Genomic DNA, 24,087 nt, shown 5'->3' on the forward strand with positions numbered 1-24,087 from the left:
TCCTCAACCGAACCCAGGCGCTAGGGTCTGATGTTTGGTTTGGGGTTGGCAACTCGAAAGACGTGCCGTCCCCGGATGAGGGGAGACATCCCTACGTCTTCGCGCACCAGTGTAATCTGAGTGCCAATATCCCCGATGTCAAAGCGGCAGTTGATACCTGGACAACCACCCCCGGTTTGGACCTTCCCGAGGCTCAGTTCTATGGGCTAGATCAAGTTGCCGAACCACCAAGTGGCAAGATTGGTTGGCGTAGCGATGCCAAGCGGATCATCGTCTGGATTGGTGATGCCGGGGGTCACGACCCAGTATGCAAGGCAATCACTGGTCTCTCCTACGACATTACCGAGGCATCGGTGACCGAGAAGCTAGTAGCAGAGAAGATTAGCGTGCTGGCAATGAGCTTGAACACCAGCAGCACCCCGGCTGGACTGGATAACCCGATCGAAGGGGTAAGTGCTTTGTATCGGGATAATTGCGGCACGAGTGGCCAACAGGGACAAGGAACCAGGATCGCCAATGCCACGGGGGGCAAACTAGTCCAAGGTGTCAGCCCAGATACGGTTGTTGAGCAGATCGTTGCTGAGTTGGCAACACAGATCGCCTCAATCAGGAACGTGCGCCTGGTAGCTAGCGGTGCCACAGCACAGTTTGTGCAAGCGATCGCACCTACCGACGGTTATGGTCCACTCAGTAGAAACCAAGACCATGAAATTAGCTTTGACGTTTCCTGGCTTGGTAATGTAGCAGGGACCACTGGGGTTCAGGTCTTCAACGGGTCCCTCGATGTAGTGGCTGACGGTGAAGTCATCGGCGGCAAGACAGTCAAGATCGCAGTTCCTGCCATCATTCCCCCTCGCCCGCCAGGTCCTTATGGGCAGATTCCCATCATCGTGGAGTTGTACGACCATTTCTTCTCCAAGAGTTCGATCTGGGGTGCAGATCCGGGTCGCCGTCTGCTCTTGAGCCAGGACACCCCCGAACTGCTAACTCCTTATCAGATGGATAACACAGTTAGCTCGTTGAAGATTCGTCCCGGTCCTGACTTCGATCCCAATGCTCACTACGAGGTAAGCTTCTACCGCGACCCCAACTATATCAGTACTCAGTTAGTCCTCAAGCCTGGTGAGTATGGGGATATCCACTATCCACCAATCAATTTCGGTGATGTCATCTCTTCGGTCAAGTTCAACCATGGTGTACCACCAGCCCCACAGGTAACTCCCATCCCGGTGGTGGCAGAACTCTACTCGGCAGCGAACTACGGAGGTCGGAAGCTGATTGTATTTGAGGATGTGGACAACCTCGCTACCTACTCTGCCTACGATAACCTGACTTACTCAGTGAAGGTATTCAAAGGACCGAACTACACCCCAGGAGACAAGATCAGGCTCTACGACACTTTCACAGGTACTGGTGCCTACATCGATCTCGAACCCGGTGAGTATCCGGATCTCCAGAAGAGCCACACCTTTGGTTATAAGACCTCATCAACCAGGTTCATCAAAGGAGATGGCACGGGATCTCAAGCCGTTCCCTCCGGGTCGATGGAGTACACCCACATTCCCTTAATCGTGGAGTTGTACGACCATTTCTTCTCCAAGAGTTCGATCTGGGGTGCAGATCCCGGTCGGCGTTTGCTCTTGAGCCAGGACACCGCAGACTTGGCAACTCCTTATCAGATGGCTGACACAGTTAGCTCGTTGAAGATCCGTCCCGGTCCTAACTTCGATCCCACTGCCCACTACGAGGTGAGCTTCTACCGCGATGCCAACTATATCAGTACTCAGTTAGTCCTCAAACCTGGTGAGTATGGGGATATCCACTATCCACCAATCCAGTTCGGGGATGTCATCTCTTCGGTGAAGTTCAACCAGGGTGTGCCACCAGCCCCAGCGGTGACTAATATCCCAGTGGTGGCAGAACTCTACGACGGTCTGAACTACGGAGGTCGGAAGCTGATTATATTTGAGGATGTGGACAACCTCGGTACCTACTCTGCCTACGACAACCTGACTTCCTCGGTGAAGGTATTCAAAGGACCAAACTACACCCCAGGGGACAAGATCCGGCTCTACGACACGTTCAATGGTACTGGCAAGTACATCGATCTCGCCCCCGGTGAGTACCCGGATTTGCAGCAGAGCCACACCTTTAGCAATCTGGCATCATCAACCAGGTTCATCAAAGGAGATGGCACGGGGTCTGAACCCGTTCCCCCCGGATCGATGGAGTACACCCACATTCCCTTAATCGTGGAGTTGTACGACCATTTCTTCTCCAAGAGTTCGATCTGGGGTGCAGATCCCGGTCGGCGTTTGCTCTTGAGCCAGGACACCGCAGACCTGGGCACTCCTTATCAGATGACTGACACAGTTAGCTCCTTGAAGATCCGTCCCGGTCCTAACTTCGATCCCAATGCCCACTACGAGGTGAGCTTCTACCGCGACCCCAACTATATCAGTAGTCAATTAGTCCTCAAGCCTGGTGAGTATGGGGATATCCACTATCCACCAATCCAGTTCGGGGATGCGATCTCTTCGGTCAAGTTCAACCAAGGTGTACCACCAGCCACGCCCCTGACTCCCATCCCAGTGGTGGCAGAACTATACTCGGCAGCGAACTACGGAGGTCGGAAGCTGATTATATTTGAGAATGTGGACAACCTCGCTACCTACTCGGCCTACGACAACCTGACTTACTCGGTGAAGGTGTTTGCCGGACCAAACTACACCGCAGGAGATAAGATCAGGCTCTACGACACTTTCAGTGGTAGTGGTACCTACATCGATCTCGAACCCGGTGAGTATCCGGATCTAACCAAGAGCCACACCTTTGGTGGTAAGACCTCATCGACCAGGTTCATCAAAGCATAATCCAGGACTTACGCACTCAGCCAGTTCAGCAATGGTAGAATCAGGCTTTCAGCTTCTCCACTCGCGCTGAGAACAACGAGATTTCGTTTCAGTGCGTAAGTCCTATTCCACTTAGACAGGGTAAGCGAAAGTTCCCAGCTTCGCTGGGAACTTTTGTCCAAAACCAACGTTTCAATAAGGCTTTGATAGTGTTGCAGTTAAAATAATACAGATTCTTATGGAAATTAAATAAGATATTTCCCAACAGTTTTTCAAATTTTTAATTATTTAAAACAATTGCACCTATTCGCCATCTAATTAATCCACATACAGTCATAATTACTGACTCATAACTTGAGGCTCTTAACCTAAATCTCTCTCCTGATATCCGGAAAATTTTTACTAACCTAATCAAATGTTCCACCACCACTCTTTTTCGTGTTTTTTTTGATTCTCTTTTTTTTGAGATCTTGTTATCTCTTTGTTTTTAGGTTTTTTGTTCGGTGTGTCAATCTTTATTTCTCCTACATAAGCTTTATCCCCTTGATATCTTTGAGTTTCACTTAATTCCGTCTTCTCTCCAAATTGTTATATCACTCGTTTTTCCTGGTTTCCCTACTACTACATCTACTATTTCTTGACCTGAAGGCATAATGATTAATTGGTTTTTAAAAGTATGCCTTTTCTGCTTTCCTGAATAAAATATTTTCTGTTCTTGATACTCCCCAGGTCTTTCCCTTGGTTGTTCGTAGCTATCTACTATTAATTGAAAGTCACTTAATATTTATTCTATCCATTGCCATTCTGAATCATTCTTTTTGACTTGTTCTACCAGTGATGCTGGCAGTAGCTCTCTTAATATGACTAGCCAGTGGTGAAATATATAATTTGCTGCTGATTCACTTATTTCAAATTGGACTCCTAACATTTGAAATGTTGGTAAGTGATGAAGATATACTAAGGTCAAGAGAATCTGATCTTCATTACTTAACTTTGGCTTCCTACCCCCTCCGACTTTAATTATCCTCATTTTTTGCCTTTCTTCTGCTGCTTTCTTTTGATTATTTAACTTTGATGCTTGACTGATTAACCCTGTTAATTGTTTGTCATCTAGTCCCACCAGTCTTTTGCTCTCCCATGGGTGCTTTTCTATATATTTTCTCAGTTGGCTCATCTTTTTATCCGTGGTAAAATGACATTTTACCACGGGTTAGCGCGAAAATATTTCTATTTTGGAGATCTCTAATACAAATGGAATATCGCAATCCAGTTTTACTCGTTCACGGTATCGTTAGAACCTCTAAGGTTTTCCGCAAAATGTCTGGTTATTTGCGCCAGGAGGGTTGGTCAGTTTATACTCTAGATCTCAAACCCAATAATGGCGCTGTTTGTTTAGATAAACTGGCAATTCAAGTAGCAGATTATATAGAGAAAACCTTTACTCCACAACAATCCATAGATTTAGTGGGTTTGAGTATGGGTGGTTTGGTTACTCGCTACTACGTGCAGCGATTGGGAGGAATTAAACGGATAGAGCGATTTATTACTATTTCTTCCCCTCATCATGGTACTAAATTGGCTTACTTATCGAATCTGCCCGGTTGCGTACAAATGCGTCCAAGAAGTGAGTTTTTGCAGGAATTGAATCAAGATGCCCAGATGCTAGATACTATTAACTTTACCTCAATCTGGACAGATTGGGATTTTGTAATTATACCTGCTAACAGTTCCCAAATGCCTGTAGGTAAAGAGGTAAAAGTACCCGTTTTCGCTCATGGTTTTATGGTGAGAGACACTCGCAGTATTAAAGCCGTAGCATCAGCCCTATCTCAACCGATTAAACCCAATCCCCAATAGCAGTCACTTCACAACTGCCAAAAATTGCCTCCTGATAGCGGTAGTATTTTAATTCCATTAAGTTGTAGAATGGGTCTTGTAAGAAAAACGTGCTATGTTCTGTAATTTGCCCCGCAAAGCGTAACCTTGGTTCTTGATAGAAAGTCAGGTTTCTTTGTTTAACTCTTTCTAATAATTCTTCCCAATCTGATTTAACAGTAAAAATCAAGCCAAAGTGTCGGGGATAGATTCCTTTTTGGGGTTTTAGGGGTTCTTCCGTGACATGAGCGACGAGTTGATTACCGTATAGATTTAGAATTATGGCATGATTGGTTTCTCTACCGATGTTGCAGCCTAATCCATTACCGTAATAATCTTTGGTTTGCTCAATATCGCTAACGGGGAAAGCTAGATGAAAAAGTACTGAATTCATTTTTCGATTTGGGAGTTTTCAAAGAAAACAAACCTATCCCCCCAGCCCCCCTTCCCTGCCAGGGAAGGGGGGAGTAAAACTTCGCCCTACCAGGGTAGATCAAAATCTTACTCCCCTCTCCTTGCAGGAGAGGGGTTGGGGGAGAGGTCGATCTTAAATCACAATAAGATATTCTCTACTATACGGTGATGCTTTTTATGATTTCTTCCTTAAATCCCTGGCTGATAGCTCTAGGATTGAATACAACTTTACTCGCGATCGCATTATTCCTCCCCAAAACCTTACTCACTCTGTCTGGCGTAATCCACGCTTGCGGATTGGGTGTCCTAATCTGGGGTACGCTGGGCTGGCAAGGGTATCTGGTGGTAATGTTCTATTTTCTGGTAGGATCTGCTGTAACCCGCATCGGTATGAAAGAAAAGGAAGCAGCAGGTATTGCTGAAAAACGTTCCGGTGCTAGGGGACCTGAAAATGTTTGGGGATCGGCACTTACTGGGGCATTATGTGCTTTGGCAACGCTCTTTGTTGATGAGCCTTATGGGAGTTTGTTGTTATTAGGATACGTTGCTAGTTTTGCTACCAAACTCTCGGATACTACTGCTAGTGAGGTGGGTAAAGCTTATGGTAATCGGACATTTCTGATTACTACTTTACAGCCTGTAGCGCGAGGCACGGAAGGTGCAGTTAGTTTAGAAGGCACTTTAGCAGGTATTATCGCCTCTATTGCGATCGCGTTTCTCGGTTGGGGAATTGGTCTGATTGACTTGACAGGTGTACTTTTTTGTGTAGTAGCAGCTTTTATTGCTACTAATCTAGAGAGCGTTATTGGTGCGACATTACAGTCTCAGGTTGACTGGATGACTAATGAGGTAGTGAATTTTATTAATACCACGATTGGTGCGATTTCTGCCGTAATTTTGGCTTTGGGATGGGGGTTAATTAGTTATTAATGTAAGTGGATGGTGCGTTAGCTTTCGCATAACGCACCCTACCGACTTCATTTCAATCAGACTAGCGCTCGAAGTTGATCGCGTGTATATTGTACCCACTGAGTATTACCTAATTGGGTATAAAGCACTTCAGCCAAACCGTAGTGAGAGATAGCATCGGAAATTTGCCCCAATTGATAATAGGTTTTACCAAGCATAAAGTGAACATTGGCTGCATTTACTTGAAGGTTTAATTCTGTTGCTAAATCAAGGGCAGATGATAAATAATTGAGAGCTTGACGAAATTGACTAGAGTTAAAATAAGAGCAGCCAAGTTTGTAAAGGGTTTCTTGTTCGCTATTTTTAACACCAATTTGCTGTTTAATTTTTAAAGCTTGTTCAAAACAATCAATTGCTTTTGGGTAATTATTTAAGGAGTTGGAAATGTCTCCTAGAGTATTCCAGGAATCAGCCTCTCCGGATCTGTTACCAAGCTGCTGTTGAGTAATTAGTGCTTGTTCGCAATACTCAGCAGCTTTTTGATACTGACATAAAGCATTATAAACAAATCCTAACCATCCTAAAGATTCTGCTGCACCATAGAGATTACCAATTTGTCGTCGAATTTCCAATGCCTCCTCCATAAAACTTATTCCTGTTTGATGCTGCCCCAGGGAGTAATAGACACCGCCCAGAGTTGCTAAAGAGATTGCTTCACCATGGCGATCTCCAATTTGACGTTGAATAACCAATGCCTGTTCAGAAAATTCTCTCGCTTTCTCGTAATCACCAAGATTATACTGAGAAGAACCTATAGAACATAAAGAATTAGCTTCACCATTGCGATTTCCAATTTTTTTATGAATTACGAGAGCTTGTTCAAGGCATTCAATCGCTCTCAATCTTTGTTGAAGATTGTTGTAAATTTCCCCCATTTTGATTAAAGAGTTAGCCTGTCCACGTTGATCGCTGATCTGCCTTTGAATAGCTATTGCCTGTTCGCAAAAATCTAGGGCATTTTGATACTCACTTAAGCTAGCATAAACACCGCTTAGATTATTTAGACAGCCTGCTTCTTGATACTGATCGCCAATTTCCCGTAGAATGTTCAGTGCCTTCTCATAGAATTCCCTTGCTTTAGGGTATTGACTAAGAGCATGGTAAGAAGAACCTAAACTATTTAAGCAAGTCGCTTCATTTCGTCGATCGCCACTTTGCTTCTGAATAACTAGCGCTTGTTCGTAAATTTCAATAGCTTCCTGATACTGGTTTCGACAGTGGTAAGTATTCGCCAAACAGAGAAGACTAGTAGCCTCGGCATTTTTATTCCCGATCTCTTGAAAAATTTTTACGGACTTTTGGTAGAAATCAAAGGCTTTTTCGTATTGAGATTGGAAATAGAGGGCACTACCTATTTCCATCAATAAACATCCTTCACCATCCCGCGCCCCAATTTGTTGACATATTGCTAAACCTTGCTCAGACCATTCTATTGCTTGCTGGTATTGTCCCTGGCGGTTACAGATAGCAGCAAAACCCCAAATAGCGCTTGATTCTCCTTTCCGATTAGCAATTTTTCGAGCCATTTCTAGTGCTTGTTTATAATGCTCATTTGCTTCATCAAATTGACCTCGGTTATAATAAATTACTCCTAGCCCAAGCAGGTTTTGTAAATCTTCGTTCGATGGTGTCATGTTTAGTTTCCTCGTTCTATGAATTGCCCAAATTAACTATGAAAAAGATTGTGCCGATGCCAATAACAGGCACAGCGATTATAACTTGAACCGGAATTCCTACTGCAAGTGCCAACAAGATTATTCCGCCCAGCCCAAGCAAAATTTTAGTGATAGTCTCTCCTGATTCAGAACCAGATGATGAAGAGCTAGATGAAGATGGTTTCTCTGATGAGGAGGGATATGATTGTCGAGGTGGTGTATAGGAAGAAGAAGACGGAATTGGTGGTATAGATTGAAACCAATTTGGCTCATAAGCAGAGTAATTAGCATAAATTTTGTTCATCCCCCAAAAATTATGATTAAGCATAGACACTGCGTAATATTCGTCCCGACACCGCGTCATCTTCACATATACATACTGAGAACCTGGATATAGATGACTTTGTTGTATTAGAACGTACAAAACTTGACCGTAAGCAGAAATATGACCAACAACGTCATGATAATTGACCCAGTAAGGAACATTGTCAATACATACAGTCATAATCCTTGGCTCCTTGCTGATTTGACAACTATTGCATTAATACTCAATGCTGATTATCCAGAATCTTCTTGTGCTGGCAAAAGAGCTTTTTGCAATTGCTTAACCTCAGTTTATAACTAGCAACTTGGGTTAGTAGGCTATAAATCGCCTAAATAAGTAATAAATCGCGCATCGCATGTTAAAAGGAGCAAATAACGTCATTTGCGTAAGTCCTATTCAAGATTTCAATAACATATACAACGTGAATTAAAACCCGTCTGTTGTAGTAACAACTAACAACAAATATAAGCACCACTAATCACGTCAGGATAATTAGGCTGTATCTAACAAAACTTCTCCTATTCTAGGATTGATTTTTGTTTATGTCAATGTTTTTTGATGATTAATTGTAAAGTTATGATAAAGCTAGTTGTAATGGCGATTGGGTAGTGGAAAATATACCAGAAAAATCAGAAAAAGTCAAGGGAGCCAAAAAGATTTCTCAACCCCTTACATTCATTTAATATCGTTTCTAGAAAAGGTTTCTTCCGTTTCAAAAGAATCCCAACATATTAATAAGGTTGGGTAACATGCGTCAACCCAACCTAAGAACTATAAACTATCTGTAGTGCCACCTATTCATTCAAGCTTTGTTACGCTTGCGGAGTTGGTTTGCACCAAAAATCAACCCGAATGCTGCTAACCCAATTGTAGCCGATGGCTCAGGAACAGGTTTGACTGTTTTAGTTTCCCCAACCAGAGCAGTCGCATCGTTATTGCATTCAAGAATTAAACTAGCAATGAAGTTTCCGACAGGGAGTAGAGACTTATCAAACTTAAATCCAAAAGTCTGGCTACCTGTGGCTGGAAGTACACCGAGATCCAAACCAGCAGCGGTTAAATCTGAATTATTCAAAAGAGAAATATCACCAATTTTTGTCCCAGATTGAATGACATTGGGAATGAGAGTTTCTGGTTGACTCCAAGCACCAATAGTGGTATAAGGATTGTAATAAGGATCGTTCCAAGCTAAATCTCCCATAGCAGCATTGGCACCTGTGCGAGGAAGTACGCCGTAAAGATTGTGGTTCGCTAGATTTGACCAACCATAATTTTGGGGAACAACGCTGACGGCTTTCACGCCACCGTAAACCCCGATACCTGGTGTTTGAGAATCATTGTTAGGAGCAAAGCGAACCCCGATTACATTTTGGGAATTATTAGCTGCTTGAAAGTTACCCAAACCAGAAAAATCGAAGAACAAATCCCCCCAACCAATGTTGCCGTTAGAAGCAGAACTAGTATTGTTTCCAGTCAATGGTAGATTAGCATTAATAGCTACCCAAATATTGTTAGTATCAACATCATCTTTAATCGCCATACCATAGATTTCATAGATGGTATTTCCCGCAACAACTCCACCACTATTATTGCTATCCAGGCTATCGTAGTTGGGATCAATTGCGTAATTCCATCCGTTATGGAGAGTTCCAGCTTGAGCTGATTGACTAATAACGGAGATTAAGCAAAAGCTGATTGTCGCAGATCCTAATTTGAAGATAAGTGAATTCGACATGTTTATTAGTCCATCAAAACAGTAATCACTACAACTACAGCTTGTCTTATATTTAGAGAGTTTTTAGCTCATTTTTTAGCTCAATATTTTGGCTCACTTTCCTACTGAGCCAAAAGTGAGCCACCACTGTCTTTCCAAGTGAGCCATACTAGTAATCGAGAAAAAGTCAGCCAGGGTATAAGAGAGATGGGTATTAGGGCTTCTAGCCAAGGGCTACAACTTCTGGATCAACTTAGAGAAAAGAAAGACTGGAATCGTCAGGATTATCGTTGGGAAGAGGCAGCGAGAGTTTCCAAACCAACCTTAAAACGGTTTTGGCGGCGAATACCAATCGAAAAAGATAATTTTATTGCGATTTGTCAATCTGTAGGATTGGACAACTGGGAACAGATTGTTGATAATAGTCCCGTTCACCAAAAAGCTGAGATTACTTCTAGCATTAACTATGATGATGATTGGGTTGGTAGAGCCGAAATAATTGATCAATTAGTTATTAAAATGCGCGATTCCTGTCGAGTCTTAATCCTAACAGGGATTACGGGAATTGGTAAAACAACTCTGGCTGAACGATTAGCTTGGGAATTAAAAGAGGATTTCCCTAAATGTTTTATCGTCAAGTTTGATAGTCAAGAAAATACAGATTTTGCTAGTGTAGCAGCTCAATTGCTGATTGGTTTGGGAGAGACTGTTACATCAGAAGATCGAAAGGAAGCACAGCGGTTGTTGAATTGGTTAGTTAGCTGCTTGGCGGAAAATCGCTATCTGGTAGTGCTGGATTCATTAGAACTTATTCTCCAAGGAAATATCGAGACAGGATGGAGCGATTTTCAGGATGATTACTGGGAGAAATTCTGGCAAAAGTTACTATCAATAAACTCTTGCCAAAGTTCCCTGATATTAACATCCCAAGATTTGCCTGCACAGTTGGAAGCGATTGGCTCTCGTTATCCAAAATCTTGGTATTGCCAACATTTAAGTGGACTTACAGAATTAGAACAGTTGGAGTTGTTTGAAAAGATCGGAATAGAGAGCGATTCGGAATCAGATGGAGTAAACTTTTTAAAAAGGATTGGTGCTGCTTATGAAGGTCATCCTTTAGCATTACGAGTTATTGGTGGAGAAATAGTTAGCCAACCTTTTGCTGGTAATGTTGTAGCCTATTGGAAAAGGTATGGGTATGAAATAGAAGAAATTGATCAGATTCAGGCAGAAACTGAATTGGATTCAAGGGATGACAAACTAAGACTGGATAGCTATAATCGCCACTTGCAGAGGGCAGTAAAGCATCGGGTGGAAAAGACATTTGAGCGGCTAGCCAATGATATTTTTAACGCCTATCAACTCCTTGGCTATGCTTCAGTTTATCGCCGCCCAGTATCAGAAACTTTTTGGCTGAGAATTGCGGCAAGGTTGGGTTGGGATGAAGATAAACAACAGGCGGCACTAGATGCGTTACGGGATCGCTATTTGATTGAAGAAGAAATTATTAATGATGAATTACTTTTGAGACAACATAATTTGATTCGCAGTGTGGCGCTAAATCATCTACAAAAATGGAATAATGAGAGGTAACTGCGAATTGAAAAACCTAACCCCCCAGCCCCCTTCCCTGCAAGGGAAGGGGGAGTATGATGCCAGGATAGGGGTAAGTGAAAAAAGCCCCTCTCCTAGACGGGGAGGGTTTGGGGAGGGGTAAGATTCGTCGTTAATTACCACAATCTCTAATTATGACAAACAATTTTTTTGAAGCAGAAGTTAAAACACAACAATCCCTAGAAAATATTGACTTTACCCAAAGTGGCGAGTTAGTGCTAACTAATTTAGGAATCGAGATTTCATCACCTCCCCTAGATAACATCTCACCTTGGCAATTTGCCCATTACATCGCCGTAGAAAATTGGCTAACCGAATACAAACCTCAATCCAATGCGACTAATTTAGAAAAAGTACGGGGTTCCCTGGAAGCATTTCATCATCTCTGTGAAGTAGAAGCCTGGGAAACAGCAAGTAAAATACTTTTCCTACAACCCAACTTACCCAATACTCAAGAATTACACAAACAACTAGGTACTTGGGGCTATTATCGCGAACAAATTGAACTTTACCACAGGCTTCTAAATAAATCTAATCCAGAGTTAGATTGTATTTTACTCCATGGCTTAGGCTGGGGTTATTGCTATCTGGGAAAATCAGATTCAGCCATTTACTACCATCAGCAACTGTTAGATATTGCCTGTAAAACCCACAACCGTAAAGCAGAAGTACAAGCGCGACGTGGTTTGGGTAGAGTTTACGGTTGGTTTATCGGAGAATATCAGACTGCACTACAGTATCATCAGCAACAATTAGAAATTGCGCGGGAAATCGGAGATCCAGAAGAGGAAGGATATGCTTTAGATGAATTAGCTCATGTTTACTGTACATTAGGACAATATCATAATTGTATTAAATATGCCCAACAAGGATTAACAATTGCTCGTGAGATTGGTAATCAAGAGATGGAAATAGAGATCTCAATTGGTATAGGAGCTAAATATATTTTTATGGGGCAACACCACAAGGGGATTCCACCTCTTTTACAAGCTTTAGATGTCAGCAAAAAAAATAACAATCGCCGTCAAGAATGGAGTACATTATGTCATCTTGACGCTTGCTACTGTAGCCTAGGACAGTATCAACTTGCCATTGAATATGGCGATAAAGCCTTAGAAATTATCCGTGAGATTGGCGATAAATATGGAGAATGTAGAACCTTGGGATTTCTAGCTATTGCCTATTCTCTTTCGGGACAGTATGATCTAGCAATTCAATATTTTCGATCGGCCTTGACATTAAACCATCAAATTGGTCATCGGCAAGTAGAGGGATTTAATCTAGTCAATCTTGCCTATTGCTACGGTTGCTTGAAACAACACGAAGAAGCAATTAGTTATTCTCAGGAAGCGATGAGAATTGCTTGTGAAACTCACCATAACGAACTCCAAGGTTTAGCAATATCAACTTTAGCTAATACCTACTGGCATCAAGGGCAATATATTCGAGGGTTACTTTTACTAGGTAAGAGTCTGTTAGTTAATCCACCTTGGCAAAGTATCAATGGTCAGATAATTTTGAAAAAAGCGATTGAAATAATCGGTAAAACTCTAAAGAGGTTACTGAATTTAGTTTAGCGAGCGAACCCTATATATAGAGTTTAGTGACAGATTTTGCTTAAGTTTTATAGCCTTTTTTCAGGCTGTTGCGACTTCGATCCCACCTTGGGCTACACTTAAGTTAAGAGTATCTCAAATCCCCTTTGTTATGAGCTATCACAACATTATTACGATTGAACCTGGTAAACGGGGTGGAAAGCCCTGTATTAGACGGATGCGAATCACTGTATATGATGTGTTAGGTTGGCTATCAGTCGGCATGTCTCATGCAGAAATCTTGGATGATTTTCCTGAGTTAACTGAAGAAGACATTAGGGCATGTCTGGAGTTTGCTGCTGACAGAGAACGTCGTCTTGTTGCTGTGGTAGGTGGTACTTGAAACTACTGTTTGTGAAATTGCTCTTCGACCAAAACTTGAGCCGAAAACTGGTGAATCGACTTGCAGATATTTTTCCTAACTCTAGCCATGTTCACTTTCATAATTTGACGGAAGCAGAAGATAGCGAGATTTGGGAGTTTGCCAAGGCTCAAAACTTTTGTATTGTCACCCAAGATCCTGACTTTGCTGAACGAAGTCGTCTTTACGGAGCGCCTCCGAAAGTTATTTGGCTGCGGTGTGGTAATGGACCAACAAGTAGTGTGGAAGCAATATTTCGATCTGGTGTTGAAACGATTCAATAATTTATAAGCAATGCTTCGTTAGATTGTCTTGAACTGTACTGATAGTTGATAGCATTTTCTTCTAAAATGAAGGAACAGCGATCTCTATCTAGCAAATACACTAATAAAAATTGGCTCGAAAGCCAAAAACCAACAACCAACAACCAATAACCAACAACCAACAACTACTCCTTTTGCTCTCCAAAAACCATTTGGAGAATCATCGGTTTACCACCCTCGCGATGATGCCTATCCGCCCAATCGCGAATAACTTGATCGAGATCCGCCATGGCTTGCTCGATATTTTCTGCTGGAATATCTAGTTCTTCTAATACCCGCATTGAATTTGGCAGACGCTCCGCCCAATCTCTCATTAATCGGAAAAATTGTGCGGTATCTTCTACTACTGTGTAAGTCCGTTCTTTGCCATCTACTGGCGAATAAGATGCACGAGTCAGGGCATAAAAAGGGAGACCCCAAGGACTATCAATTCGGGTTACAGTTCCTGAATAAATTAAGCGACGTTTGATATGTTCCGCCATGGCTTCGCTTAATGGCAAACCGCGATCTGCGGGGAAATCTTCCTGGGAACGACTGTGCAAAAATTCAATTAATTCCAAGAATTGGAGGGAATTAACTACTTGGGCATCTGGAAGATTCGGTGGCAATTTTTCCTCAAGATGGCGCTTTTCTTCAGGGGAGAGACTATTCCCTGAAATACGAGATCTTCCTGGTATCCAAGGAAACTGTTCCATCCAGACATAAGGAAATTGAATCAGATAGCGGGGTTCTTGAGAACCCAGCATCTTTAAGAGTTTCCCTTGAGTGAGGGCTTGTTTAACTTCTTCAACTATGACCTTAACTCGTTTTGGCTCAATGTGGTGTAAGTGTCCGGTCATCCGGATATTTTCACCTTGTTCCAAATAGGTCATGTATATGGCACACTTAGCAGCAGTTGCCGCTGCATCTAGGAAAGCCCCATGTCGGTGTCCGCTGGTTCTCATGGCGCTGAAAGCCAGGTACAGCATTATCTGATCCATGGCACTGGGGCTAAGGCTTTTGATCAGATCGAGTTGGTTAATCATTTTAGGGGGCAGTCACATCGCATGAGTACAAAAATGTTATTCATCAGAGCCTTTTTAAAAAGCTATTCTCTCATTGGACTTGACAAAACTATCTGTCAGTCATCACATGTCAACCATTAGGTCGTCACTCGATCTACTCTAACTAGCTATAGCAGCTTGTATCAGATAGTGAAAGATGGCTATGACGCCCGATTGAGCTTAGAAAGGATAGTTGTAGTAGATTGTTAACCCAGTATTGGCACTCCTGACTCAGCCTTTCAACCACACTAACTCCCCATAGTCAGTCTCACAAGCAAGGGATTGTTTCTCCCGCGTTTGGGGAATTGCCTCTCGACTAGGGGAAATGAACAGTCAAAGGAAAGGACTATTGTATATCACTTATCCGTTCGAGGTAGGGTTTTCTTTTCGTCTTGAGATGCACGCCTTCCTTTCTATTTAGGCTCAACCCTACTCCTGCCAATGGTCTATGTTAAGTTGTGAATAACTTTTACAAGGAACTCCTCTAGGCAAACTCACTGTTTTAGATCCTCAGTCAGTACTCTTTGAGTACTCTTCAAGTAGCAGACCCTACGCCTACTTCAAGCACCCTAATTTTGCTCCATATTCCTTGATTATATACAATCAAGAGGCAATCGCCAACTGGAAAACTTCTCCACCACCAGTTCTAATTGAGGGGAGAAGTTGTTCCAGGTAATATTAGATTATATCACAGAGCCGGACTGGCTTAGGCCCAAGAGAACTCTCTCCGTCCACTACCACGATGGGCGATTGGGGAATTCAAAATTTTCTGCGATTGAACGAAATCCCGGCGCGCTCCGCCGCTAGAAGGAGACTTAGGAGCTGATTGTCCGGTTTTAACCAAAGATAAGAGTTGACTGGAAGTCACAGATTTCAATAAGGTAGATGAAGAGTTTGCAACAATCTGTGAATTAAAGCCGAGGGAGATTGTGAGCAGGCTGGCAACAAGAATAGAGGTGTAAATGCGCATAGTAGGCGTTCCGTGTCAGGGTTTCTACTTCCTGATACGGGCTTTCTATAAGAGCTTCAGGAAAAACTTTGACTGGAGTTTATAGTTTTGATGAAGATTGATGATAAACTGAGAGTCTTTGCCTGAAGTGTTGTTCGTTGTTGGTTGTTCGTTGTTCGTTGTTGGTTGTTCGTTGTCCCTTGTTTTGCCAATAACCAATAACCAGTAACCAGTAACCAATAACCAATAACCAATAACCAGTAACCAGTAACCAATAACCAATAACCAATAACCAATAACCAATAACCAATTATGTCCTCATCTACTAAGCCGCCCTATTTAAGAGACTTTGCTCAGTGTAAGCAACACGTAGCCAGCATTTTCCATAATGATGGGTGGGAAGTTGAAACCCCAGACTCCGATCAACCGGATTACGATCTAGTTGTCCGGAAAGGAAACCAAGTCGGTGCTATCCATGTAAAATGGCTGATTAGTCCCGTTCAAAAGCCCCAAATTCTCAGGTTTTTGGGATTTTTAGAGTCGGAAGCGGGAAAACAGTTTAATTGTGGTTTTTTTGTGACGACAAAAGGATTTAGCGCTCCCGCCCGTGCCCTGATAACTTCTTGGGGAATGGATGCGAAAATTCATTGCGGTATTACTGCCGATGACCAAATTATTTGGGTGCATGATGAGGAGTTGCCTCCACCAAATCCTCCCAAGCAAGGGAAAATTTATATTGGCGTTTTTACTTGCAAAGGTGGAGTTGGAAAAACTACTGTTTCTGCTCATTTGGCAGGCTCTTTTGCCTTGGAAGGATTTAATGTAGCTCTTGTAGATTTAGATCCGGAGCAGAATCTCCAGAAGTTACTAGGTGATGGGGTTGATGTGCCTAAGTCAAAAGGTTTGGGCGCAAGTACTTATGTGGCGGTTTACGATTGGCGAGAGTGGCATGAAGATGCGGCTCGTGATTGTAAAATTGTTATTTGTGATTGCTCGCCTGCATTGGAACGAAATCCGAAAGATTTGATTAGTAAATTTGATTATTGTCTTATTCCCACAACCTTAAATCCATTGGGGATTAATAAGCACGGTCAAGTTATTAAAGATACGGTTAGAGAAATCAGAGCAATTAATAAGCAGGCTCATTTATTTGTTCTGGTTAATAATTTCAAAAATCCAGGTTCTCAGCGACGATTAAAGCTTTTGAGAGACTGCTTTATTAATACTTATGAGGAAATTAAACAGACAGATGATAAATTTCACTGTATCGATCCTACAGAAGTCTGTATCCGCTCTAGCGATCAACTCTATTACTGGGGTATCCATTTACTGGAGCATCCAGAGGAAGCTCGCAGTGAATTAGCTTTTAAGTTAGTAGGCGGAATTTGCTATCCTCGTGAGGATTTTATCAGTTTGGCTGATTATATTGAACGAGAAGCTGGTTGGGGTATCCTCAGAAATTAAGAGGATTAATCTGTAGAGCAGGCATCTTGCCTGCTAGCTCTAGATGAGATGAATAAGGATTCCCAGGTAAGATGCCTGGGCTACAAATTAGATTTTTTATTGGTACAATGAATAAGGATCCCCAGGCAAGATGCCTGGGCTACGAATTGGGATTAAATCAAAATTCACAAACAATATGGAGCAATATGAAAGCACAAGTATTTAGAGGTGTCAATCAGTTAAGTTATGAAGATGTACCGCTGCCAGAAATTAACGCTGATGAGGTGTTGGTACAGGTACGCATTGTGGGATTGTGTCAGTCAGATATCAAGAAAATTCGCTATCCTTTATATGAGCCTCCCCGCATTTATGGGCATGAAACTGCTGGCGTAATTACGGCGGTAGGCAATGCTGTCACGGGTTGGCAAGTTGGACAAAGGATTGTTGTCATGCACCACATTCCTTGTATGCGCTGTGGCTATTGTATGAATGACAATTTTTCTATGTGCGAAACTTATAAAAATATTACCACAACGGCGGGATTTATACCTAGTGGTGGGGGTTTTGCTGAGTATGTGAAAGTGCCTGGGCATATTGTCCAAAATGGTGGACTTATTCCAATTCCCGATAGTGTCAGTTTTGAGAAGGCAAGTTTTGTTGAACCAACTAATTGCTGTCTAAAAGCTGTTAAAAAAGCCCAAGTTGCCCCAGGGCAAACTGTTTTGGTGACGGGTGCTGGCCCAATTGGGCTAATGTTTATTATGCTGGTAAACTATTTTGGTGGAAAAGCGATCGCAACGGATCTTCTCCCCTCTCGGATTGAGAAGGCTAAGGCTGTGGGGGCGGAAGCTGCTTTCGATCCTCGCGATCCAGATTTAAAAGATAAAATTCTCTCTCTTACTGATAACATGGGAGTAGATACAACTTTGTTGGCTGTTCCCAGCGATAAGGCGTTTTTCCAAGCTCTGGATTCTACCCGCAAAGGTGGTAAAATTGTATTTTTTGCTGAGTTTCCCGATGAGGTGGAAATTCCAATTAATCCAAATATTCTCTATCGAAAAGAAATCGATTTGATGGGGAGTTATAGCTCTTCTTATCGGTTGCAATCTCTCTCTGCTGATATTGTTTTCAACCGTCGCATTGATGTAGATGCTTTAATTAGCGATCGCTATCCTCTTGCTGATTTAGCTGCTGCTGTAGAAAGGGCAGTTTCTCCGACACCGGATACTTATAAGATTTTGATTTATCCTTAGATAGCAGGTTGGCAGCGGCGGGGCACATTAGTCTGTAGCATCTAACTTTGGCAAAGATACTCGTTTTTTGCCCCCAACAGTAGCTCTCACCAACGAACAATTCTATCATTTGTGCATGGCAAATGAAGAATGGCGTATTGAATTAACCGCTGAAGGAGAATTAATTATTATGTCCCCAACAGGTGGCGAAAGTGGCATTAGAAACTCAGAGTTAAATATACGGGTTGGTTTATGGAATCGCCAAACCAGATTAGGATTTGTCTTTGACTCCTCTACTATTTTTATTTTACCCTCTGGTGCAAAACGAGGATCAGATGTTTCTTGGGTAAGTCGGGAAAGATGGGAAGCATTATTTGTTGAAAATCGGCGTAATTTTCCGCCTTTATGTCCAGACTTTATCATTGAATTACGTTCCGAAAGTGATAGTTTGAGTCAACTGCAAAGTAAAATGTGTGAATATATTGCTAATGGTTTGCAACTCGGTTGGTTGCTCGATCCTAAAACTCCCCTAGTGGAAATTTACCGCCCTAATGGAGAGGTGGAAACTTTAAGTTTTTCTTTAGATAACCTGCCTAACTTGTCAGGGGAATCTGTCTTGCCCGGATTTATCCTGAATCTGGCAGCAATTTTTAATATTTAAAAAATATGAAGGGGATCTGAAGAGGATCTCAAAGAGTAAACTAGGTAATAGAACATGCTAGTACAATCTAAAATAGGGGGTTAAAGAAAGGCTATGGCGATCGCAACTATTAATCCAGCGACTGGGGAAAATTTGAAAACCTTTGCACCGCTAGGTAATGAGGAAATTGAAGCCTCCTTAGCTCTGGCACAAGCGGCATTTACCCAATACCGCAAAACTTCCTTCGCCCAACGGGGAGTATGGCTGAAGGCGGCGGCTGATATTTTAGAGCGGGATAAGCTGAATTTCGGTAAGCTGATGACGCTGGAAATGGGGAAAACCCTGAAAAGTGCGATCGCAGAAACCGAAAAATGTGCTTTGGTTTGCCGCTTTTATGCTGACAATGGGGCAGATTTTCTGGCTGATGTGCCTGCTACTACTGATGGTAGTAAAAGTTTTATCCGCTATCAACCTTTGGGGATAATTTTGGCAGTAATGCCATGGAATTTTCCTTTCTGGCAAGTATTCCGTTTTGCTGCGCCTGCGCTAATGGCAGGGAATGTGGGGATTTTGAAACACGCTTCTAATGTGCCCCAATGTGCTTTAGCGATTGCAGAGATATTTAAGGAAGCAGGTTTGCCAGAGGGAGTTTTTCAAACTTTATTGGTTGGGGCTGATAAAGTTAAAGATATTGTTAGCGATGTCCGAGTGAAAGCTGCTACGTTAACAGGTAGTGAAGCAGCGGGAATTAGTTTAGCATCGATTGCGGGATCTCAAATTAAGAAGACGGTGTTGGAATTGGGAGGAAGCGATCCCTTTATTGTCACTGAAAGCGCCGATTTAGAGGCGGCGGTGGCGACTGGAGTTATCGCCAGAATGATTAATAATGGGCAATCTTGTGTTGCTGCAAAACGGTTTATAGTTGTAGATGCGATCGCAGATGAATTTGAACGGCGGTTTGTGGAGAAATTCCAATCTCTGAAAATTGGCGATCCGATGGATGAAACTACTGATATCGGTCCTTTAGCTACTCCAGCTATTCTACAAGATTTAGACCAATTAGTCCAATCTTCGATTAGTCAAGGCGCAAAAGTACTAATTGGCGGCCAACCTTTGAGCGATCGTCCCGGTAATTTCTATCCTCCTACTATTTTAACAGACTTCCCACCAGGAACATCAACGGAAACAGAAGAATTTTTTGGTCCAGTGGCGCTATTGTTTCGGGTGAAGGATATAGAAGAAGCTATTGCCAAAGCCAATAATATCCCATTTGGTTTAGGTGCTAGTGCTTGGACGAATAATGAAGCGGAAGCAGAGCGATTTATTGATGAATTGGAAGCGGGGGCAGTTTTTATTAATGGCTTGGTTAAATCCGATCCCCGTTTACCATTTGGTGGGATTAAACGATCTGGATATGGCAGGGAATTAGGGATTCAAGGTATCCATGAATTCGTTAACATTAAGACTGTTTGGGTTAAATAATTTAACGACACATTGGAAGAGAATCGAATCTACTAATAGGAGAAAAAAGATGAGCCAGACACCTATTACCGTCACCTATTCCTTAGAGGAAATCTTAAGCCGTATCGAGGGTAAGATAGATAAGCTGGATGAAAAATTCACAGATAAGATAGATAAATTGGATGCAAAATTCACAGATCAGATCAATAAACTGGATGCAAAATTCACAGATCAGATCAATAAACTGGATGATAAGATCGATAAACTGACTGTAGAAGTAGCTAACTGCACCACCAACATCAATAATTTAGACAAACGAGTCGAAAAACTAGAAGGAACCCAAAAGAATCAGATTTGGACATTAATTACACTATTAGGCGGCTCTTTAATTGCCGTTGGTTTTAGAGCATTTTTTATGGACAATAATCCCTGATGGTTTAACGGATAGTTAAGTCTAGCAGTATGGTACAGCTAAAATGGTGAAATAGAAAGTAAGTTAGTAGCCCTAATCCGCACCTATAGTGCTAAATCTGGGGCTACGCACTAATGTTAATGTACTTAAGTATAGAAAAGAAGATGAGTCAGACACCGATTACCGTCACCTATTCCCTAGAGGAAATCTTAAGCCGTATCGAGGGTAAGATAGATAAGCTGGATGAAAAATTCACAGATAAGATAGATAAATTGGATGCAAAATTCACAGATCAGATCAATAAACTGGATGCAAAATTCACAGATCAGATCAATAAACTGGATGATAAGATCGATAAACTGACTGTAGAAGTAGCTAACTGCACCACCAACATCAATAATTTAGACAAACGAGTCGAAAAACTAGAAGGAACCCAAAAGAATCAGATTTGGACATTAATAACACTCTTAGGCGGCTCTTTAATTGCCGTTGGTTTTAGAGCATTTTTTATGGATAATAATCCCTGAGAGATTAAAAAGTTTTGATTTTTGAGTTAATTGTATTTGGCATCGGGTGCAATTTTTATTAATAGCTTTGTTAAATCCCAGCCACGGTAAATATTATAAATGGAGAAAACCGATGACTCAGACACCGATTACAGTCACCTATTCCTTAGAGGAAATATTCAGCCGTATCGAGCGAAAGATCGATAAACTGGATGAGAGATTTACACAGCAAATCGATAAATTGGACGAAAAGATCGATAAATTGGATCAGAAATTTACACAGCGAATCGATAAATTGGATGAGAAAATCGATAAACTGGATCAGAAACTAACGGATAAAATCGATAAACTCACCGTAGAAGTAGCCACTTGTACGACAAACCTAAGTAATTTAGATAAACGAGTCGAAAAACTAGAAGGAACCCAAAAAAATCAGATTTGGACATTGATAACACTGTTAGGCGGATCTTTAATTGCCGTGGGGTTTAGGGCATTTTTTATGGAAAATAATCCCTGACTCGGCGATCTCACTCCCGTGTAATTAACCATAATTAAGTATGGTGCGTCAGATTTAAAGGTTAGGGAAGTAGATTTGCTTCCATTCTTAAAAACCCCAGAAATATGCCAAAAAATATTATAAATGGAGAAAACCGATGACTCAGACACCGATTACAGTCACCTATTCCTTAGAGGAAATATTCAGCCGTATCGAGCGAAAGATCGATAAACTGGATGAGAGATTTACACAGCAAATCGATAAATTGGACGAAAAGATCGATAAACTGGATGATAAATTTACACAGCAAATCGATAAGTTGGATGAGAAAATCGATAAACTGGATCAGAAACTTACACAGCAAATCGATAAACTAGATCAGAAACTAACGGATAAAATCGATAAACTCACCGTAGAAGTAGCCACTTGTACGACAAACCTAAGTAATTTAGATAAACGAGTCGAAAAACTAGAAGGAACCCAAAAAAATCAGATTTGGACATTGATAACACTGTTAGGCGGATCTTTAATTGCCGTTGGTTTTAGAGCATTTTTTATGGACAATAATCCCTGAAAGATTAAATAATTTTGAGTTGGGAGTTGACTGTAGTAGGATGACAAGCTTCAAATAGTCCGTTAGGGCTATGGTTGATACTTTATTGGGTAACATGCGTCAAGCCAACCTAAATCTATTACACCATTTTAGCCTTGTCATCCTTCACCTACTTCAGTTTGCGGTTTGCAAACCGAGCAGGGATTAAAATGTTTTTTGAGTTTGTTGCCAAAACAGCAGCACCGAGAATACCTGCTCCTGTCGCCAAAGCCCCTGACACCAAGTAAACCGTGCGGCTTGATTCGGCGGCAAATGGACTGGCGGCGAGATAACCTCCCATAATCGCCACATCTGTCAGAGCGCCATAAGCAGCAAATACTCTACCGTGCAAATCCTCTGAAACGCGCTTGTGGAGTAAGGTGGTGACAGCAACATTGTGCAAACCATTAGCCATACCTCCGACAACGAATACCGCAGCTACCACTGCCAGGATCGGAAAAATACCCGATAGAAGCATAGAAACTCCAATTGTGGCAGCCCCAGCTAGGGCAGATAATTCTAAGCGCCGTTCAAAAAACGGAGTTCCTCCGGCTAAAGCTCCACAAATCAGTCCTCCTCCCCATACAGCCACCAGCACTCCATAGGCGATGCTGCCGCCTTTAAGAGGATCGCGAACAAAGAAGATAAAGGCGACATCTGATAGGGAAGTGGTGAAGACAATTACTGTTAAAACCGGAAGTACCACCCGCAAAACTGAGTCTTGCCATAAAATCCGTATCCCTGCCATAGCACCGTCAAAGAATTTTTCACTTTTACCCTCTTCAAGGGAACGGCGACGGATGCCAGAAAACCAGATTACAGGTGCGGCAATTAAAAATGTAGCGGCATCAAGTAGCAAGGCGGTGGATGTGCTACTTTGGGCTACGAGTATACCGCCTAAAACCGGACCAACCAGGGAGCCACTACCCCGGATACACTCCATCACAGTATTGGCACGGGCTGGAGTGACTAGGGGAGATTTACTGCTTTCTACGATAATAGGTAAAAGAGCAAAAAGGGCAGGTCCACTTACTGCAAACAAGCTACCGAGTACCGCAGCACCTGTTAGCAGTAATCCAATGTTATCTGTGGTTGAGAGTAAGCAAAGAAGTAGTCCTTGTAATATTAGAGCGATGACTAATACGCGAGTTGTTTCTAGACGATCGATTAGCTGACCGGAAATTGGACCGAGCAAGATGCCGGGAATTAGCTGCGCTGCAAGCAGCATTGAAATGGAGAAGCCAGAAGAAGATGCACTTTCAACTTTAAAGATAAAAGCAACTAGAGCAACTTCATCTCCGAGGGTTGAAAGAAAGAGTATGAAAATTAGAATCAGTGTGGTGGTGAGGGGAAGGCGGCGATCGCAAGAACTCATTATTTTTGGACAGTTTTAGAAATCGATGAGTAGGTTAGTAACAATGGCACAGCAGAGCTAACTTTTGTGTCAGATTGTTTCGATTTATTACCGATTTCACTATAATATAATCTAAAAAAAATATAAAAAAGACATCCGTAAATTTACTGAAATTTACGGATGTCTTTTTTTTATACCTGTCAGTAGATACATTGAAAAAGTGATAATATGCCAAATTTCATCAGTAAATCTACTGATATTG

25 protein-coding genes are annotated in these 24,087 nt (G+C 42.1%); 15 read left to right on the forward strand and 10 right to left on the reverse strand.

Going from position 1 to position 24,087, the window contains the following annotated elements; translation table 11 throughout:
- Positions 1-2,873: hypothetical protein (locus tag NJ959_RS06585; protein WP_254010956.1), on the forward strand; the 2,873-nt coding region annotated here is incomplete at its 5' end.
- A gap of 538 nt (positions 2,874-3,411) precedes the next feature.
- On the opposite strand, the gene NJ959_RS06590 is transcribed toward NJ959_RS06585, so the two are convergent.
- Positions 3,412-3,636, reverse strand: a complete 225-nt coding sequence (locus NJ959_RS06590; RefSeq protein ID WP_309242565.1) for a transposase family protein — start codon at positions 3,634-3,636, stop codon at positions 3,412-3,414.
- The gene (locus NJ959_RS06595; protein ID WP_254010957.1) at positions 3,637-4,026 is read right to left on the reverse strand and encodes a helix-turn-helix domain-containing protein; all 390 of its coding nucleotides are present in this window, start codon (positions 4,024-4,026) and stop codon (positions 3,637-3,639) included.
- A gap of 77 nt (positions 4,027-4,103) precedes the next feature.
- Here NJ959_RS06595 and NJ959_RS06600 point away from each other — a divergent pair, with 77 nt between their 5' ends.
- Positions 4,104-4,709, forward strand: a complete 606-nt coding sequence (locus NJ959_RS06600) for an esterase/lipase family protein (RefSeq protein ID WP_254010958.1) — start codon at positions 4,104-4,106, stop codon at positions 4,707-4,709.
- Here the strand turns inward: NJ959_RS06600 and NJ959_RS06605 are convergent.
- Positions 4,690-5,121, reverse strand: coding sequence for a VOC family protein (locus tag NJ959_RS06605; protein ID WP_254010959.1), 432 nt, complete (start codon positions 5,119-5,121; stop codon positions 4,690-4,692). The genes NJ959_RS06600 and NJ959_RS06605 overlap by 20 nt on opposite strands.
- Before the next feature lie 188 nt (positions 5,122-5,309).
- On the opposite strand from NJ959_RS06605, the gene NJ959_RS06610 reads away from it, so the two are divergent.
- Entirely contained in the window at positions 5,310-6,071 is a 762-nt protein-coding gene (locus NJ959_RS06610) for a TIGR00297 family protein (protein ID WP_254010960.1), read from the forward strand.
- A gap of 56 nt (positions 6,072-6,127) precedes the next feature.
- Here NJ959_RS06610 and NJ959_RS06615 read toward each other — a convergent pair whose 3' ends face one another.
- From NJ959_RS06615 to NJ959_RS06625, 3 genes are all read right to left on the reverse strand, one after another.
- Positions 6,128-7,744 carry a tetratricopeptide repeat protein gene (locus tag NJ959_RS06615; protein ID WP_254010961.1) on the reverse strand — a complete coding sequence of 539 codons (1,617 nt, stop codon included), beginning with the start codon at positions 7,742-7,744 and terminating at the stop codon, positions 6,128-6,130.
- A gap of 16 nt (positions 7,745-7,760) precedes the next feature.
- Complete coding sequence (locus NJ959_RS06620; protein WP_254010962.1) at positions 7,761-8,270, reverse strand: RNA recognition motif domain-containing protein; 510 nt, start codon at positions 8,268-8,270, stop codon at positions 7,761-7,763.
- Positions 8,271-8,892: 622 nt separating this feature from the next.
- Positions 8,893-9,825, reverse strand: a complete 933-nt coding sequence (locus tag NJ959_RS06625) for an XDD3 family exosortase-dependent surface protein (protein WP_254010963.1) — start codon at positions 9,823-9,825, stop codon at positions 8,893-8,895.
- A gap of 186 nt (positions 9,826-10,011) precedes the next feature.
- On the opposite strand from NJ959_RS06625, the gene NJ959_RS06630 reads away from it, so the two are divergent.
- The 4 genes from NJ959_RS06630 (at position 10,012) to NJ959_RS06645 (ending at position 13,658) form a co-directional block, all read left to right on the forward strand.
- Entirely contained in the window at positions 10,012-11,397 is a 1,386-nt protein-coding gene (locus NJ959_RS06630) for an AAA family ATPase (protein ID WP_254010964.1), read from the forward strand.
- A 155-nt stretch (positions 11,398-11,552) separates the two neighbouring features.
- Positions 11,553-12,995 (forward strand): tetratricopeptide repeat protein, encoded by a 1,443-nt coding sequence (locus NJ959_RS06635; RefSeq protein ID WP_254010965.1) that lies wholly within the window; start codon positions 11,553-11,555, stop codon positions 12,993-12,995.
- Between the two features lie 130 nt (positions 12,996-13,125).
- On the forward strand, positions 13,126-13,356 hold the full coding sequence (locus NJ959_RS06640) for a DUF433 domain-containing protein (protein WP_254010966.1): 231 nt from the start codon (positions 13,126-13,128) through the stop codon (positions 13,354-13,356).
- A gap of 11 nt (positions 13,357-13,367) precedes the next feature.
- Positions 13,368-13,658: a DUF5615 family PIN-like protein gene (locus tag NJ959_RS06645; RefSeq protein ID WP_309242564.1), complete on the forward strand. Its 291-nt coding sequence runs from the start codon at positions 13,368-13,370 to the stop codon at positions 13,656-13,658.
- A 164-nt stretch (positions 13,659-13,822) separates the two neighbouring features.
- On the opposite strand, the gene hetR is transcribed toward NJ959_RS06645, so the two are convergent.
- The 3 genes from hetR to NJ959_RS30605 all read right to left on the reverse strand — a co-directional run bounded on the left by hetR (position 13,823) and on the right by NJ959_RS30605 (position 15,999).
- On the reverse strand, positions 13,823-14,722 hold the full coding sequence (gene hetR, locus NJ959_RS06650) for a heterocyst differentiation master regulator HetR (RefSeq protein WP_254010968.1): 900 nt from the start codon (positions 14,720-14,722) through the stop codon (positions 13,823-13,825).
- Between the two features lie 724 nt (positions 14,723-15,446).
- Positions 15,447-15,710 (reverse strand): heterocyst-inhibiting protein PatX, encoded by a 264-nt coding sequence (gene patX, locus NJ959_RS30600; protein WP_373693615.1) that lies wholly within the window; start codon positions 15,708-15,710, stop codon positions 15,447-15,449.
- A gap of 79 nt (positions 15,711-15,789) precedes the next feature.
- Positions 15,790-15,999, reverse strand: a complete 210-nt coding sequence (locus NJ959_RS30605) for a hypothetical protein (RefSeq protein WP_373693616.1) — start codon at positions 15,997-15,999, stop codon at positions 15,790-15,792.
- A 2-nt stretch (positions 16,000-16,001) separates the two neighbouring features.
- Here NJ959_RS30605 and NJ959_RS06655 point away from each other — a divergent pair, with 2 nt between their 5' ends.
- From NJ959_RS06655 to NJ959_RS06690, 8 genes are all read left to right on the forward strand, one after another.
- Positions 16,002-17,153 (forward strand): nucleotide-binding protein, encoded by a 1,152-nt coding sequence (locus NJ959_RS06655; RefSeq protein WP_254010969.1) that lies wholly within the window; start codon positions 16,002-16,004, stop codon positions 17,151-17,153.
- Between the two features lie 185 nt (positions 17,154-17,338).
- Complete coding sequence (locus tag NJ959_RS06660; protein ID WP_254010970.1) at positions 17,339-18,385, forward strand: zinc-dependent dehydrogenase; 1,047 nt, start codon at positions 17,339-17,341, stop codon at positions 18,383-18,385.
- A gap of 67 nt (positions 18,386-18,452) precedes the next feature.
- On the forward strand, positions 18,453-19,025 hold the full coding sequence (locus NJ959_RS06665) for a Uma2 family endonuclease (RefSeq protein WP_256528854.1): 573 nt from the start codon (positions 18,453-18,455) through the stop codon (positions 19,023-19,025).
- Positions 19,026-19,118: 93 nt separating this feature from the next.
- Entirely contained in the window at positions 19,119-20,486 is a 1,368-nt protein-coding gene (locus NJ959_RS06670; RefSeq protein WP_254010971.1) for an NAD-dependent succinate-semialdehyde dehydrogenase, read from the forward strand.
- Positions 20,487-20,535: 49 nt separating this feature from the next.
- Positions 20,536-20,898 carry a hypothetical protein gene (locus tag NJ959_RS06675; protein WP_254010972.1) on the forward strand — a complete coding sequence of 121 codons (363 nt, stop codon included), beginning with the start codon at positions 20,536-20,538 and terminating at the stop codon, positions 20,896-20,898.
- Positions 20,899-21,011: 113 nt separating this feature from the next.
- Entirely contained in the window at positions 21,012-21,404 is a 393-nt protein-coding gene (locus tag NJ959_RS06680; RefSeq protein ID WP_254010973.1) for a hypothetical protein, read from the forward strand.
- A 112-nt stretch (positions 21,405-21,516) separates the two neighbouring features.
- Positions 21,517-21,900 (forward strand): hypothetical protein, encoded by a 384-nt coding sequence (locus NJ959_RS06685; protein ID WP_254010974.1) that lies wholly within the window; start codon positions 21,517-21,519, stop codon positions 21,898-21,900.
- Positions 21,901-22,036: 136 nt separating this feature from the next.
- Positions 22,037-22,453, forward strand: a complete 417-nt coding sequence (locus NJ959_RS06690; protein WP_254010975.1) for a coiled-coil domain-containing protein — start codon at positions 22,037-22,039, stop codon at positions 22,451-22,453.
- A 148-nt stretch (positions 22,454-22,601) separates the two neighbouring features.
- Here NJ959_RS06690 and NJ959_RS06695 read toward each other — a convergent pair whose 3' ends face one another.
- Positions 22,602-23,846, reverse strand: a complete 1,245-nt coding sequence (locus tag NJ959_RS06695; protein WP_254010976.1) for an MFS transporter — start codon at positions 23,844-23,846, stop codon at positions 22,602-22,604.
- Between the last annotated feature and the right edge of the window lie 241 nt (positions 23,847-24,087).

It is taken from the genome of Limnofasciculus baicalensis BBK-W-15 (assembly GCF_024178385.1).
Taxonomy (GTDB): Bacteria; Cyanobacteriota; Cyanobacteriia; order Cyanobacteriales; family Coleofasciculaceae; genus Limnofasciculus; species Limnofasciculus baicalensis.